Origin of the sequence: Companilactobacillus kimchii DSM 13961 = JCM 10707, from assembly GCF_001435445.1 — a bacterium.
GTDB classification, from domain to species: domain Bacteria; phylum Bacillota; class Bacilli; order Lactobacillales; family Lactobacillaceae; genus Companilactobacillus; species Companilactobacillus kimchii.
The window spans coordinates 16,818-32,937 of sequence record NZ_AZDH01000013.1 but is presented as its reverse complement, the minus strand read 5'-3'; the positions used below and the strand labels follow the sequence as shown (position 1 = coordinate 32,937).

General features: G+C 35.5%; 14 protein-coding genes. 5 read left to right on the top strand and 9 right to left on the bottom strand.

The window, feature by feature from the left end; translation table 11 throughout:
• Positions 1–425: 425 nt before the first annotated feature.
• A complete protein-coding gene (locus FC97_RS05390; RefSeq protein WP_054643905.1) occupies positions 426–1,145 on the bottom strand; it encodes an MIP/aquaporin family protein in 720 nt (239 codons plus the stop codon).
• 150 nt (positions 1,146–1,295) lie between these two features.
• Here FC97_RS05390 and FC97_RS05385 point away from each other — a divergent pair, with 150 nt between their 5' ends.
• Entirely contained in the window at positions 1,296–1,865 is a 570-nt protein-coding gene (locus FC97_RS05385) for a cob(I)yrinic acid a,c-diamide adenosyltransferase (RefSeq protein WP_054643904.1), read from the top strand.
• Between the two features lie 99 nt (positions 1,866–1,964).
• A complete protein-coding gene (locus FC97_RS05380; protein WP_054643903.1) occupies positions 1,965–2,573 on the top strand; it encodes a sugar O-acetyltransferase in 609 nt (202 codons plus the stop codon).
• Between the two features lie 229 nt (positions 2,574–2,802).
• Here FC97_RS05380 and FC97_RS05375 read toward each other — a convergent pair whose 3' ends face one another.
• The 4 genes from FC97_RS05375 to FC97_RS05360 form a co-directional block, all read right to left on the bottom strand.
• Positions 2,803–3,597: a Cof-type HAD-IIB family hydrolase gene (locus tag FC97_RS05375; RefSeq protein ID WP_054643902.1), complete on the bottom strand. Its 795-nt coding sequence runs from the start codon at positions 3,595–3,597 to the stop codon at positions 2,803–2,805.
• A gap of 2 nt (positions 3,598–3,599) precedes the next feature.
• Positions 3,600–4,454 carry a helix-turn-helix transcriptional regulator gene (locus FC97_RS05370; protein ID WP_054643901.1) on the bottom strand — a complete coding sequence of 285 codons (855 nt, stop codon included), beginning with the start codon at positions 4,452–4,454 and terminating at the stop codon, positions 3,600–3,602.
• Positions 4,454–5,263 (bottom strand): Cof-type HAD-IIB family hydrolase, encoded by an 810-nt coding sequence (locus tag FC97_RS05365; RefSeq protein WP_054643900.1) that lies wholly within the window; start codon positions 5,261–5,263, stop codon positions 4,454–4,456. Before FC97_RS05365 ends, FC97_RS05370 begins: the two co-directional genes overlap by 1 nt.
• Before the next feature lie 66 nt (positions 5,264–5,329).
• Entirely contained in the window at positions 5,330–6,304 is a 975-nt protein-coding gene (locus tag FC97_RS05360) for an ROK family protein (RefSeq protein ID WP_054643899.1), read from the bottom strand.
• Between the two features lie 154 nt (positions 6,305–6,458).
• On the opposite strand from FC97_RS05360, the gene FC97_RS05355 reads away from it, so the two are divergent.
• Positions 6,459–7,502, top strand: a complete 1,044-nt coding sequence (locus FC97_RS05355) for an alpha/beta hydrolase (RefSeq protein ID WP_056967906.1) — start codon at positions 6,459–6,461, stop codon at positions 7,500–7,502.
• Positions 7,503–7,561: 59 nt separating this feature from the next.
• Here the strand turns inward: FC97_RS05355 and FC97_RS05350 are convergent, their stop codons facing one another.
• The 3 genes from FC97_RS05350 to FC97_RS05340 form a co-directional block, all read right to left on the bottom strand.
• Positions 7,562–7,765, bottom strand: coding sequence for a hypothetical protein (locus FC97_RS05350; protein WP_054643898.1), 204 nt, complete (start codon positions 7,763–7,765; stop codon positions 7,562–7,564).
• Positions 7,766–8,409: 644 nt separating this feature from the next.
• Positions 8,410–9,774 carry an MATE family efflux transporter gene (locus FC97_RS05345; protein WP_054643897.1) on the bottom strand — a complete coding sequence of 455 codons (1,365 nt, stop codon included), beginning with the start codon at positions 9,772–9,774 and terminating at the stop codon, positions 8,410–8,412.
• A gap of 189 nt (positions 9,775–9,963) precedes the next feature.
• Positions 9,964–12,666: a glycoside hydrolase family 65 protein gene (locus FC97_RS05340; protein WP_054643896.1), complete on the bottom strand. Its 2,703-nt coding sequence runs from the start codon at positions 12,664–12,666 to the stop codon at positions 9,964–9,966.
• A 199-nt stretch (positions 12,667–12,865) separates the two neighbouring features.
• Between FC97_RS05340 and FC97_RS05335 the strand changes: the two genes are divergently transcribed.
• Positions 12,866–14,833 carry a PTS sugar transporter subunit IIABC gene (locus tag FC97_RS05335; RefSeq protein ID WP_054643895.1) on the top strand — a complete coding sequence of 656 codons (1,968 nt, stop codon included), beginning with the start codon at positions 12,866–12,868 and terminating at the stop codon, positions 14,831–14,833.
• Between the two features lie 59 nt (positions 14,834–14,892).
• Here FC97_RS05335 and FC97_RS05330 read toward each other — a convergent pair whose 3' ends face one another.
• Positions 14,893–15,261 carry a hypothetical protein gene (locus FC97_RS05330; protein WP_054643894.1) on the bottom strand — a complete coding sequence of 123 codons (369 nt, stop codon included), beginning with the start codon at positions 15,259–15,261 and terminating at the stop codon, positions 14,893–14,895.
• A 176-nt stretch (positions 15,262–15,437) separates the two neighbouring features.
• On the opposite strand from FC97_RS05330, the gene FC97_RS05325 reads away from it, so the two are divergent.
• Positions 15,438–15,965 carry a GNAT family N-acetyltransferase gene (locus FC97_RS05325; RefSeq protein ID WP_225868798.1) on the top strand — a complete coding sequence of 176 codons (528 nt, stop codon included), beginning with the start codon at positions 15,438–15,440 and terminating at the stop codon, positions 15,963–15,965.
• Positions 15,966–16,120 lie beyond the last annotated feature (155 nt).

Here is a 16,120-nt window from a genome sequence, read left to right as displayed (position 1 = left end):
TCGGCAAAATTATGGATCTCCAAGATCAGCCTTATTGTAAGCGGCAAAGCCGCCAACAATAATTTCATAGCTGAACACATTTCCAATTCTTGCTCCAGACTAAATAGTATTTTGATTATTTTCACTGAAATAAGTATGTTTAATACGTGATTTTGTAAAATAATTTAGTTCAATAAGATAAAAACAGCCTCTGTTAAGGGATTCAAGTAAAGGATATATCTTGAATACTTAATGGAGGCTGTTCTTTTAATTAAAATTTCTATATTTGTAGGGTTGAAAATACTAGAACCAACGAACTAGTCGGTAGTAAAATCACACCACGTTCCAGCGGCTCACAAATTTTTTTGCGGACGACGGCATATTTCAACTATATCAGTTGGTATAAACACCCTTTTAGTGATTGAAATGTTCCACTTTTAAATATTTTAAGGAATTAATAGGTATGCTAAAGCACCAATAGCTCCACCAGCTAGTGGTCCAAGAATTGGTACCCAACTGTAACTCCAATCGGAATCGCCTTTGTTAGCAATTGGTAAAATCTGATGTGCAATTCTTGGTCCTAAGTCTCTGGCCGGATTGATGGCATAACCAGTAGTCCCACCGAGTGAGAATCCGATAGCAGTGATCAAAAGTCCTACAACGATCGGATTTAAGCCTTGTGTGAATTTACCTCTAGTAAAAGCCAGTAGGGCAAAGATTAAGACGAATGTCCCAATAAATTCACTGATGAAGTTCATTGGATAATTCCTGATAGCTGGACCTGTAGCGAAAACGCCTAAAATAGCTTTAGAATCTTTGGTTTCTTGCCAATGTGGATAATAATTGATCCAGACAATCACAGCTCCAACGATTGCTCCTAAAATTTGAGCAATCATGTAAGGAACAACGTAACTCCAATTGAAGACACCCGCGATAGCCATTCCCAAAGTTACAGCAGGATTTAAATGTGCTGGACTAAGAAAGGCTGAACAATAAATACCTAAAGTTACGGCTAATCCCCAGCCAAGAGAAATGGCAATCCAACCGGAACCTTCAGCTTTAGATTTTTTCAAACTGACCGCGGCGACAACGCCATCACCTAATAGAACTAATACTAGGGTACCAATGAATTCCCCGAGTAATTGTAATGTTAAACTGTCATGCATAAAACTTACCTCCCATCCATATGATATCGGTTGCATAAACTGATTATACATAGATAAAGTTGAGAAAGCTAAAAATAGTCATCTTTTGTACATTATTTCTTGGTATAGTTGTTAAGAAAGATAATTATTAGGCAAGGAGCTTTGTTAAATATGAAAATTTATACACGTACTGGAGATAAAGGTAAGACTAGAATTATTGGCAATGACGTTTTGTATAAGTCAGCTCAAAGAATTGAATCGTATGGAACAATTGACGAATTGAACTCCTTAGTTGGTGTAGTGATTGCTAATTTGTCTGAAAAGAATTTGGTTTTAAAAGATGAATTACAAGAGATTCAGCAATTATTATTCGACTGTGGAACTGATTTGGCAATTTCGGCCAATGATAAGAAGCATGAATTTATTTTTACAGAGGATAATAAAGCTGTTGATTGGTTAGAAAAGAAGATTGACGATTATTCTGCCAAAGTTCCTGCTATTCAAAAATTCATTTTACCTGGTGGTTCAAAGACCGCTTCTAATTTACACTTGGCAAGAACTGTGACTAGAAGAGCTGAAAGAGAAATCGTTGCCTTGATGCAAGAAGAACCAATCAATGATTACGTGCTTAAATTTATTAATCGTTTATCCGATTATTTCTTTGCTGCAGCAAGATACAGCAACGTTTTAGATGGGGTAGACGATATTCAATATCGTAATAGTAAGCCTGTTTTTAGATAGAATAGAAATTGTACCTATTTGCTTTTGTAAATGGGTATTTTTTTGACAAAAAATTGTTATCCTTGATGTATGAATTTTTAAAGATAGAGGAATATGACTATGAGATCACAAAAAGAGAAAATGTTGGCTGGCGACTTATATATAGCACATGATCCAGAACTGAAAAAGGATTTTTTGAAAGCTAAGAAACTATTAAAGGAATTCAATCAATCCGACGAAGAACAAATTCCACGTAGAACTGAGATTTTACAGGATTTATTTAAAGAGGTTGGTGAAAAGCCTTATATAACGCCACCGTTCTATACTGACTATGGTTGTAATACTATTATTGGAAAAAATTTCTATGCTAATTACGACCTGATTCTGTTAGATATTGCGCCGGTAAAGATTGGTGACAATGTTATGTTTGGCCCTCGTGTTGGAGTTTATACGGCTGGTCATCCAATTGATCCCGTGATTCGAACAGAAGGATACGAATACGGTAAGCCAATTGAGATTGGCAATAACGTCTGGATTGGTGGCAATGTGGTGATTAATCCAAATGTCAAAATAGGTAATAATGTTGTTATTGGATCTGGCTCAATCGTAACTAAGGATATTCCTGATAATGTGGTAGCAGTTGGTAATCCTTGCAAAGTATTAAGAGAAATCAATGATGAGGATAAAAAGTATTGGGAGTTAGAGAAACAACGTTATTTTGAAAATTAAACCAAGCAAAAAGCTCAAAACCGTCAGCAAGCGATTTTGAGCTTTTTGTTTGAACTGAATTCGTAAGAAACAGTTTTTTTAAAGTTGTTAAGGATTATACATTATCTATAGGGGAAGGATAACCAAATATTTTCTTATTTGATTATGCTTATACTTTACCGCCAAGATATGAATTAATTATTGAAGAAAATCGATGATTGTTTTAATTAAATGTGAAGAAAAATTGATTTTACAATTCAAAAACAGATTCGAGATGCTCGAGAACACCTTGTTGGTTATTATTAGTTGTTTGGTAAGGAGCTGTTTCTAAGACGATGTCACTAGCATTTTCCATGGCAACACCATGACCGACATAACGTAACATTTCAAGATCGTTGCCGCCATCCCCAAAAGCACACATTTCTTCTGGCTTGATATTTAGTTTTTGTGATAAATACTCTAAACCAGTAGCCTTGTTAGCTTCAGCTTGAATAATATCGATATCACCGTGACCACTAGAAACGACGGAGACTTCTTTACCGATACCATTAGATAGGTGATCCATGTAGGCTTCAGTTTCAGTTAGAGGACAGTTGACTGAGAACTTAAGAATTTCGTCGTCAATATCTTCAAAACTATCGACACTTGTAATACGTGGAAAGTAGAATTTACTAATATTGTAAAATTCTTCAGTTGCACTTTTGAGAATGTAGGCTGACTTGCGGCCACAGGCAATGTATTGAATATGATCAGTGTTCTCCAAAACCTGAATAACTTTCTTAGTTACAGTATCTGGAAAATGCCAAGTTTTAAAGATCTCCTGATGATCACCGACCAAAGCACCATTTTCTGCGACAAAAAGTGTTTCAGGATAATTTTTAAAGAAGTTCTTCAATTGATAATATTGATTACCACTGGCAGAAACAAAATAGATGTTGTGATCAGTCATGTATTGATAAATCTTATCGAATCTCTTAGTGTCAAAGTGTTTACTGTCATCTAAGAAGGTAGCATCCATATCGGTAGCAACTAATTTAATTGTCATAGTTAAATCCTTTCCAGTTCAGCAAAATTTTTACGGTATTGATAGGGAGTCGTGTGCTTCCAATTTTTAAAGTTTCTGATAAATGATTTGGTGCTGTTAAAACCACTATCAATCGCAATATAGTCGATATTTTGATTAGTATTGAGTAATTTCTTTTGGGCTGCCAACAAGCGAACAGTTGTGATATATTTGGTAATCGACATTTGAACGGTTTGGTGAAATTGTTGATTCAAAGTTGTTACTGAAGTATTTAGTTTATGAGCTAATACTGTTCCATTCAAATCCTCAGTGTAACTACTGTTGATTAGTCCTAGAGCTTGATCGATTAGACTCTCATTGACAGAGGTGTTGGAGGTGACTTTGTGGGAAAAATTATTGATCAAATTGGCCATCAAGATATAAATTCGACCAGTCAAATCAAGATTGAAAGTATCATCACGCGGTTCCTGCAAAAGTTGAATCATCATTCGCAGTTGTTTTTCCAACTCTTGATAGGCGATTAACTGTTTTAAACAAGCTGGCTTACCTTTAAGATCAAAATGGATTTGGTCGATATCAGGATAGATTTTTTTGAGGAAGTCATAGTCAATCAAGAGGCAGAAAACAAAGACTGATTTTCTATTAATAAAAGTAGTCTCGTGAATATCTCGTGAATTGATGATCCAAATGTCACCTTGATGATATTCGTTTTCTTGATTATCATCTTTGACCAGTATGGTGTTCTTAGAAACCATAAAACCTAATTCAATATTACGGTGCCAATGTGGGGCAACACGTCTAGGTGAATTTTCATCATGGAAGTAGTATTTGAAGGGTACTTTTGGGGTTGGCTGAACTATTTCGTGCGTAATTTTCATTAAAGGACATACTTCTTTAGTGCTTTGGCGATACCGTCGTTGTCGTTAGTATCAGTCACATACTTAGCATGTTCTTTGGCAATATCTGAACCATTGCCCATTGCTACAGCGGAGCCAACAAAATCAAACATTGGTAAATCATTCTTTTCGTCACCAAAAGCCATTATTTCATCACTACTCAAATGTAAAATATCAGCTAGAGTAGTTAAACCTTCACCTTTGTTAACTTCGGGATGCATGATCTCGATGAAGTTAGCACCAGCACGCACAACATAATATTCATCAGAAAATTCGTCTTTTACGGCTTGTTCATATTGATCCAAAGTCTCTTTTTCGCCAACAATAGCAGCTTTGGCAATTTCAAAATCGGGAGCTAATTCATCTGGTTCACGGACAAAAATTCCAGCACTGTTTTCCCAAGCTTGAGTAACGGCGAAACGGTTAATATCATGATTGGAAGTATAGACGTTGCTATCATCGTCAAGCACATAATATTGCATTTTTCGAGCTTCAACAAATTTAACGATTCTTCGATAGTCTTTATTATTAATTATCTTACGGGAAAGGACTTTACCAGCGGCTGTTTCTACAAGTGCTCCATTGTATGTGATGACGTATTGGTCATCACCCTGTACACCCAATTCATCCAAGTAATGGCTAACACCAGCTAGTGGTCGACCGGAACAAAGAACAACTTTGATACCTTTGGCCAAAGCTTCTTTTAAAGCTGATTTAGTAGATTCAGCAATCTTTTGGTTGGAAGTTAGTAATGTATCGTCAACATCTAAAGCAATTAGTTTTATACTCATGTATTTACCCCTTTTTAAACTTAGTTAATTAAGATAAGGATATTGTACCAAAAAAGTTAAGCGGTTTCAATTACCACTTAACTTTTTAAAAATAATATTTCGACCAATAGTAGCCAGACCAAACAAATAATCATCTTGAAAATTACGATTGAAATCCAATTTATAGTTCTGATGGAGTGGTAGATGTCGATGGAGTGTTTGAATAATTTGGTTAATTTCTAAATCGGTTAGGTTCAATTCATCAATATAGGCGATGAGCAGATTAGGATTGATTAAACTAATGATGTTTCGTAGGTGATCAATAATTTGATCTTTAGGAGATTCATTTTGATCAACGGTACCGTATTGAATTTCACCTGCTAATCCGTCTGCACCAGTAATAAGTTGGTCGTTGATGACAATTCCGACACCAGGCCCATAGAGTTTGGGAAAATATATTCCAGCAGCAATATTTTGACTTTCGTGTAACGAAGAGGCTGCTCCAAAGATACAAGCATTGATATCGTTAACGATGATAGTATCGATATCGGTTGAAACCTCAATAGCCTTGGATAGCTTGATACCACGCAATGCTTTGACATCAATTAGCTGCAAGTAACCATTCAATTCATCACCAGGGATGCCGACAATTATTTTCTGAGGTTTACTTTGGGCTGTACGCTGTTTAATGAATTCTAAAAGTTGTTCAACTGAAGTTATATTCTCTTCGTAATGAGTCTGAGAAATGATTTTTCCTGACAGATCAATGAGAGAATAATTGGCCTTGATATAATCATGAACTTCGTGGAGCTGCAGTGCTCCTAGGGTATACGCTTGGTAGTTTATTTGATAAGTCTTAGCTCGACGGCCTCTAGTATTGGTAAAGTCGACTGTGAGGATATCTTTTAATTCCAGTAGTTCGATCAGTTTATTGATACTGACAACACTTAATCCGGTCAATGTTGAGAGTTGTTTAGCGGAGAGAGACTTGTGTATATCCAGTAAATGTAGGATTGACTGTAAATTGTGCTCTCGGGCTGAAATTTTGCTGTTAGATGTCACTTTGTTCCCTCCTGATAGAGTGATTTGATAAATCAATATTAATAAAAAGTTTTATTATAATTTAGCTCAAAATATGTTTAAACAGGACGTATACTATTTGTAGTATAGATAATACGAATTGACTTAAATAAAAAATAAAAGGATGGCTTTTATTATGATGAATAACGATTATAACGTTGAGTTGAGCCGATTGAATCAGATTGAATCGGTCGATATTCCTCATCTAGAAAATGTCAAAATGATTGTTAAAGATAGGGTAGATGCCCATTCTTATGAGCCAATAATTTGGGACCATTTGAAAACTTTGAGTGATGACCCACAATTGCCTGATGATTTGACTCAATTGCGTGCTGGAAATCAAAAGGCCGATATAATCGCTTCCGATTCGACAGTTAGAATCGATGTAGAAATGAGTAATAAGCTGGATCGTAAAGTTAGATATTTGAAGATTTATCGTAATGACAAAAATTTATCAAACGAAAAAGCTTTGATTTATGTTCACGGAGGTGCTTATTATGGCGGTTCCGCTGAAGACACTTTACCATTTTTACGCTTATTAGCTGCTAAATTCAATGGTGTTATCTATAGTGTGGATTATAGCATTGCACCAGAAAAGCCTTATCCAGCAGCTATTGAAGATTGTCTTTCAGTATTGATGGATATATGTGATAAACATCAACAAATTTCTTTAGCTGGAGATTCAGCCGGTGCCTCGATTGCATTGAGTGTGAGTCAATTAAGCAGTAATATGGGTATTTGTGAAATTTATAAGCACATATTATTCTATCCAACAATAGTTCAAGGTTCAGATTATAATGGTCCATTTTGGAATGATCGTTTGATTCCAATTAATCCAGAACAAAGACAAGCACTTCATAATAACTATACACAATTTAAACGTCTAGATAAGATTATGACAAAATATTATTTGAATGGTGCTAATTATAACCTTTCTGCACCACTAATTTCACCAATGTATGCTGATCCATTGGTTTTTAAAAAAGTTTTGGTAATGACAGGTGAGTTTGATCCGTTCAGATTACAAGATGAAGCCTTTGTTCAAAAAATTGGTATGGCAGGATGTGAAGCCGAATATATCCGCTATGGTGGTTTGGCACATGCCTTTTTGAATTATGTAGGCAAAATACCAGCAGTAGAAGATGCCTTAATCGAATGTGCTGAAGCTTTAAATAGTTAAAAATAGCTCCTATTTAGAATGTTTATATATCTAAATAGGAGCTATTATTTTGTGAAAGTTTAGTAAAATGTAAACGTCATAATGCCGGCGATACCGATAAATAAAGCAATAACATCGGTGGTCCAGAGAGCATACGCGATAAAAGGTGAGGGATTGGTTATTTCACCTTTTTTTAATTTTTTGAATGTTCTTGTCACAGAACGAAAAGTTAGAAGAGAAAGTAAAATCAGAATTATACCTATGACAATAGCCCAGATTCCCATAATAACATCTCCCTAAATGTATTTATGAATATTATATCGTTTGCTTGTAAACGGATACAAAAATATCCTGAATGTAGTCAATTTATGTCGTGAGTGATGATTGAAGATAATAAAAGAATATCTTAGTAATCATATGTGGTTGAAATATGCCGTCGTCCGCAAAAAATTTGTGAGCCGCTGGAACGTGGTGGACACGACTTCAAGCTAAGTAAATCTCACCACTGAGAGCTCACAGATTTTTTACTACCGACTGATTCTTTGGTTCTAATATTATCTGTGTTTTAAGGCCTTGGATTCTATATAATGCAAGAAAAAATTTCTAATCAAAAAAATGACCTCCTTGAGAATTCAAGATGTATCCTTTACTTGAATCTCTCAATAGAGGTCATTTTTGTTTTTATTTTAAAAAGTTAGAAAAAAGGTAATAGATAGAACCACTTACCAGTCTGGAGTAAAAATTGAAAATGCGGTCAGCTGTGAAATCATTGTTAGCGGCTTTGCCGGTTACAATGAGGCTGATCTTGAAGATCCAAAATTGCGCACAACGTGTGCAATTTTTAGCTCCAAGTCATGCCCACAGCGTTCCACCAGCATTTTCGATTTTTATGGAAGACGGAATTTTTAATAAGAAACTCAGGTATCAATTATTCGGAAGCTGCTTCCTCATGATTCAGAAGATTCTTCATATTTTTCAGTTTCTTTATCTCAATATTCCAAGTACTTACTAATACCAATACTGAACCGGTCCAAGCTAGTGGATTGGCCATAGCAGCACCGTAGAATCCGAATAGACGGATAAGAACGACACCAGCAAAGACTCTCATTAATAGTTCGGCGATACCCGCAATTGTTGGTGCTTTTTGATTGCCCAATCCCTGCAAGGTGTATCTGACAATGAAGAGAATTGACAAAATAAAGTAGGTCGAACCATTGAAGTAGTAGTAAATTTGAATCAAATTCAAGACTTTTGTTTCACTACCATTCATGAACAAATGAGAAATTGATTGCCCGAAGAAAATTAAAAAGATTCCGATGACAAGACTAGAAATAACGGAAACTAGAATTCCATCTTTGACACCTTTTAAGATACGATCAAATTTCTTAGCACCCATATTTTGAGCAGTGAAGTTAACCAAGGCCAAACCAAAACTAAAGGCTGGCAAAGTAGCAATCTGTTCAACTCTTCCGGCAACCGTGTATGCAGCGACTGCATTGGCACCTAAGGTGTTGAGCATGAATTGTAGGATGATTGAACCAATGGCGATGATGGAAGACTGAAAGCCCATTGGCAAACTAACTTTTAACAATTCTTTGATCTCATCCATATCAATTTTGAAATCATCACGTGTCAAGATTAAATATGGGATGTGTTTTCTAATGTAGAAATAAAGGATCACAAACGTGATTGTTTGGGCGACAACAGTAGCTAAGCCAGCACCAGCTACACCCATTTTCAAATAGAGAATAAATACTAACTCTAAAAGAATATTTAAAACTGTACTTACGATTAAAAAGAATAGAGGCACTCTTGAATCTCCGAGTGCTCGCATTGTATTTCCCAGAAAGTCAAAACCTACAAAAGAAAAGATTCCTGCAAAGATGATCTCCAAAAAGATAAATGAGTCATGTAACAACACTTTAGGTGTTTGCATAGCAACAAGCAGTGGATAAGCTACTAAAAGAGCAATCGTTGTAAAGACAACGATGATGAATAAGGAGATGATGATTCCTGAAGCAAAGCTCTGTCTTACTCCAGCCTCATCATTGGCTCCATACTTTCTCGCAGTTAAAATAGTTAGTCCACTGGTCATTCCTTGAGCAAATCCAATAACTAAAGCTGTTAATCCCCCTGTTGCACCAACACTGGCTAAAGCATTGACACTGATAGTTTTACCAACAATTAGGGTATCAATGAAGCTATAAAATTGCTGGAAAAAGTTACCTAATAGCAAAGGTATGGTATACAGAAAAATAACTTTCATAGGTCTGCCGTTAGTCAGATCTATCATATTTTAAAACCCCTCCATAAAGATTATGAATATTCTATCATTTTATTTTTGATTGGTAAGGGGGTAGAACTGAAAGATTAAGTTATTTTTGAGTAACTTGTCACATCTGGGTGTAAGCGCATAAGAAAAACAAGCCATACTGACTGTAAAAGAGCATCAATTACAGTTGGTATAGCTTGTTTATTTTAGTTAGTAAGTTAATTGAATTTCTTGGTTAGCTGTTAATGGTAATTTTTGATTAAGGAATTTGATTTCCGTATCCTTGTCGGTCGTCACGATAAAGGTATTGTCAGTAACCCTAAATTTGAAGTTGACATCTCTAAAAGTCATTTGGAAATCTACTTCTTCCCATTGTTTTGGCATATGTGGATTAACTTCAAGCATCTTGCCACGATAGTCCACACCAGCAAAGTAGGAGGTAACGACGTTCAATGTTGCACCCATAACACCTAAATGGATACCTTCAGCAGTTGTGCCACCTTGGATGTCGTAATAGTCACTAGTTAGTGCTTCATAAAATAATTTCCAAGCTTCGCTGTCTTCACCGATTTTAAGCATCAGCATTGAGTAAACGATTCGAGAAAGCGTCGAGCCATGTGTCGTTCTGGCAATATAGTATTTAATATTATCGTGAATAAACTTGTTAGGGTTAACGATTGGATAGCCTAGATCCAGCATGATTTTTAAGAAGGCATTCTCGCGGATATTGAATAGGGCCATTAAAGTGTCAGCTTGTTTCGCAATTTGATAATTATCAGGTGAATCATTATGAGCCTTGAGGATTCGATCCATTCTGGAAATATTGCCATATTGTTGACGGTATTTGTCAAAATTGATTTCTTTGAGATCGAAGTAACCCTCGAACTGACCCAAAATATCACCGCTGAAATCTAATTTGAGATTGTGTCTAATATTATTTAGATCTTTGATATTTTGTTGAGTGAAGTTAGTTCGTTTGAGATTATCATCGATTACTTTAGCAGGCTCGTCTTCAATTAATTTGGCAAGTTTCTTGAAGAACCAACTAACCATGATATTCGTATAAGCGTTGTTCTTTAATCCTTGGTTATCAGTATCACCAGGATAATTTTCGTGGAATTCATCTGGTCCCATGACATCGGAGATCGTGTACTTTCTAGTATCAGGACCAAATTTGGACATACCAATCCAGAATTCAGCAATATCAAAAAGCATTTCTAATCCATATTGACTCATGAAAGCTTCATCTTGGGTAGCGTTGTAATAATTTAGAACATTATATGCTACGGCTAAGGAAACGTGACGTTGTTTTCTGGAATTGTCAGGGTCCCAAGTATTAGTCATAGGATTTAGGTGAACTTCTTGTGATTGTTCGTCACCATACATACCGCTTTGCCATGGGAACATAGCTCCTTTGTAATCGCTAGTTGCAGCATATTCTTTGGCGGCATCCAAACGGTTGTAACGGTACATCATTAAGTCTTTAACCAGTTCGGGATAGTGTAGGAGATAGAAGTTCATATCAAAGAGTTCATCCCAAAAAATATGACCACGATAACCTTCGCCGGTTAAACCTCTGGAGCCAACAGAAGCATCCAAATGTTTATTAGCCAATTCTTGGGCAGCAATTGTCATACTGAAACAATTTAAATGTAATAACTTTTGAGCAGTTATGTCGCCTGTAACAACAATATTTTCTTTTTTCCAAACATCATGCCAAGCTTCTTTTGATGCCTCTTGAGCACCGGCAAATGTAGGAATGAATTTGTGATTTCTAGCGGTGTCAATCATGTCAGGCTTGGTCTCAAGTGAAGTGAAAATACTGACGGCTTTTTCTAGAGTATAAGTGTGATTTGGTTTGACATTAAATTCAATAAATTGACTAGCAATTTCAGATTTGTTTTCCATATAGTATTGAGTATTGTCGATATCAGGATAAGAAATATTGGTTTTAATGGCTAGGTCAATTTGAGATTGACTGGTGTGAGCCAACATTAACATTTCTTTGTCATCGTTTTCGATATTGTCGACAATTAAATGTTTATTAGCTAAATTACGGTACCTAGCAACATTACTATTTACAATTGAAGCGTCTGTTTGGGTCAATATAGTTATTTTGCCGTAAAAATTGAGCGGTGTGACAGAATATTGAAGGTAGTAATCGTGATAATTTTTTAAGTCAGCTAATTTCTTAGCGACGACTTTTAATTCTTTACCATCATCCAACTTTATAATAGTAGAAATCGTCAAAATTCCATGTTTCATATCTAAAGAACGAATTGATTCTTGAACTAAATCGTCCTTAATTCTGAGATAATCACCTTCATCTACTTTAAAGCTGATGTATTGAGAATTTGGCAAGTTAACTAAGTCTTCATTGATAACATCACGATTGTTGATAGGGGTAGATAATTGATTAAAGACACCAGCTACATAAGTAGCAGGGTAATTATCATCACTGGCCTTAGCCTCTAAGTAAGTGCCTCGTAAACCTAGGAACCCATTACCAATGGTTTGCATGGATTCTTGACCATACTGGCGTTTATCATGATCTAAATGATTGTAGTCTAGGTGCCAACCGGAATAAATAATTGCGTTATGAGTAGCCAGGGCTAAGCCATCTTTACGAATATTTTCCATATTAACAACAGGGATGTGGAAGATGTTTTCTAAATCGTTACGGCAATCGATAGTTTGACCATTATACGTAATTAAATTTTTATTTAGTAAACTTTCACGCACATTTGTAAGCACTAAAACATCGACTGGAGCGGGAAGAATTTTTGCAAAATTTCGAAAATTTTCTTTTAACTCTTGTTTAGAATTAAATTTATAGCTTTGTTGATTATTTAGATCTTTATTGTCGGAATAAATAATTTCATCATCTGTAAACTTTAGATATAAGGGTTTCATGACTATTTCCTCCATAAATAAAAACTATATATTTGTTTAAACACATTATTACAATGTGTATTATACACCCCGTCAATACTGATTTAGTGCGAATTTTATAATAAAAAATGTTCTAACTTGATGTTTATACATGACAAGATGTATTATTATTATGAATGAAAGATGTAACCGGTTACTAAATCAAGGAGGTGCTATTCTTATGAAGAGTACAGTTAAAATGCTTGCTCCTGTAAATGGAAAAGCTGTACCAATAACTGAAGTTCATGATCCAATGTTTTCTGAAAAAGACATGGGCGACGGCTTTGGAGTTATTCCTACAGGAAATGAAATTTTATCCCCAGTCTCTGGGAAAGTTATGCTAGTAGCTTCAACAAAGCATGCAATTGGATTCAGTACTGATGATGGACTAGAGGTTTTGGTTCACATGGGTGTGGATACTGTTGAACTAAACGGTGCTCCTTTTGAACTATTTGTTAAAGAAGGAGATACAGTTACAGCTGGTCAAAAGGTAGCTACAATGGATATTGATGCTGTCAAAAGGGCTAGCAAAGTAACAGATGTCATCGTCGCTATTACCAATACCAATAAGATGGTTAAAGATGTTAACGTCACTAAAGGTGATATCAAAGCTGGCGACAATGTTGCTGAAGTTAGTTTGATGGCCCCTGGTGAATCTACTGCTAAGCCATCAGGTAAGGTAGATTATGACCAGTTAGGTAAAGATATCGTTAAGAATGTTGGTGGAGTAAGTAACGTTGAAAATGTTATTCACTGTATCACACGTGTTCGTTTCTATTTGAAAGATGACAACAAAGCTAATGACGACACTATCAAATCCATGAAAGGTGTTCTAGATGTCGCTAAAGCTGGTGGACAATATCAAGTTGTTATCGGACCAGCAGTTGAAGATGTTTATGATGCTGTTGTTAAGGCTTTAGGACCTGGATTTGGTGGAGATTCTGAAGTTAAGAAAGAAAAGGTTGAAGCTCCAAAAGGAGTTTGGCCTAAGACGAAGTTTTATTTCAGTGCTTTAATTGGTGTAATCACAGCCAGCATGATGCCTATCATTGGATTGTTAGCTGCATCAGGTATTTTAAAGGGATTATTAGCTTTAATCGTTTCAGCTAAATGGTTATCTGCAACAAGTTCTACATATATGATTATTAGTGCAATGGGTGATTCGGTATTCTATTTCCTACCTATTTTAGTTGGTTTTACAGCTGCTAAGAGATTAGGTGCTAACCAGATCATCATGGGTGTTATCGGTGGTGTCTTGGCATATCCAACTTTGGTACAAGTAGCAACTAAAACAAGTAGTACCGCAATGAATTTCAACAGTAATTTCTTTGGTATTCCTATTCATATCGCAAATTATACTTATTCAATTTTCCCAATGATCGCTGCTGCATGGATTGCTTCAAAGATTGAACCATGGCTCAAGAAACATATTGTTATGTCACTACGTATGATCCTTAGTCCTCTACTAGAAGTATTTATTGTCAGTGCAATTATTATCGTTATCGTTGGACCAGTTATTACACTTCTAAGTTCATACTTAGCAAATGGTATCGTTGCTCTATTGAAGTTCAGTCCTGCTATTTCTGGATTGTTGATTGGTGGATTCTATCAATGCTTGGTTATCTTCGGTTTACACTGGGCTGTTATTCCCGTTGTTGCTAGTCAAATTGCTACAACAGGACACAGTGCATTGAATGCTATTGTTTCTGCAACAATGGTTGCTCAAGGTGCTGCTGCAATGGCTGTCTTTGTTAAAACAAAGAAGAACATTGATATGAAACAAATTGCCGGTGCCGCTACACTTTCAGCCTTTGCTGGAGTTACAGAACCTGCAATGTATGGTATTAATTTGAAATATGGTCGTATCTTCTGGACAGCAAATATCGGTAGTGCCGTTGGTGGTTTGATTACCGGATTAATGCATGTTGATATGTGGGGCTTTGCCGGTTCATTAATCGGATTTGCTTCATTCATCAATCCAAAGGGTATTGACAGTAGTTTCACAGGATACTTAATTGCATCAGCTGCTACAATCGTTGTTTCCTTTGTATGCACATACCTCTTCGGATTCAAAGAAGAAGACCTCGAAAGCAGTCATGCTGTTGAAAAGGTAAGATTAGGTAGCCGTGAACCTGCACAAGCTAACTAAATGTTTTAATAAAAAAGTAGAAATGCTATCAGATTAGCATTTCTACTTTTTTTGTGGATCTAATTTATTGTTTTAGTATTTTTAGCTGGTTGATGTAAAAATATAAAAACTGTTCCAATAATAATTACAACAATAGCAGGAAATGCCATCGCAGCAGTTATAAGAAACAAGGCATTTCCTATGATTCCTAGTACAGGACCAACTATAGAAATATTATTTTTTCTACTTTGAACAAGGGCAACAATATTAAGGATGACTCCCAAAGCAGCCATCACGTAGAAAAATACCCCCGTTCCGCTAGTTAAATTAGTACCACCGAATGCGTCACTGGCGGCAGTACTAAAAATAACCGGCCATGATATTGCAAATAAAATACAGTTGATGATATCCAGAATCCCTGTCCAGATATTAATTTTCAGGTTCTTCATTTCGAAAGAATCCTCCTAAACATCAGCTTTTTGTGTCGTCAGTATTTGGACAAATTAATTATAGAAAAATGTTCAAAATATAGCAGTAAAAAATAGACGATATTTATTTTATGTTGAACTAGAAAGAATTTGCCATATAATAATGACAAGTTCTTTTTATTTTGGAGATGATCAATTTGTCAAAAATAGAGTTACGCCAAGCACAACCAGAAGATCTAGAAGAATTCTGGCAATTGGCCTTTAGTGATCCGAATGCTGGATGGACAAAACTAAACGGTCCATACTTTCATGATGATTTGCCTACTAAAGAAGAGTTTATTAATGATTTAGCACCAAAAGCTTGGTTAGGTAATAAAGAACATCTATTGATTACAAGTGATGAAAAAATCGTTGGTTCCGTTGGTGGACATTTTAAAGATGGAAAATTAGCAAAGTGGTACGACATGGGAATTACTATTTATGCGACAGATACTTGGGATAAACATATCGGTAGTCAAGCTTTAAAACTTTATATTACTTACTTATTCAATCTTTTTAACTTCCCACATTTGGGTTTAACAACTTGGTCCGGAAATCCACGAATGATGCATGTAGCTGAGAAAATCGGAATGAAACAAGAAGCACGCATTCGTCAAGTTCGTTTTTATGAAGGCAAGTATTATGATTCAGTTCAATACGGAATTTTACGTGATGAATGGAAGTAAAAAATAACAAAAAACATCTATTAAGGACACCATAATTTTATGTGGTGAAATTAATAGATGTTTTTATTTTTGTAAATTTGGTTCTTTTTTGATTATATAGAGTTAAAAAATTTAAAATACTGCGGTTTTACTTGATAATATTGGAAAAGAAAACT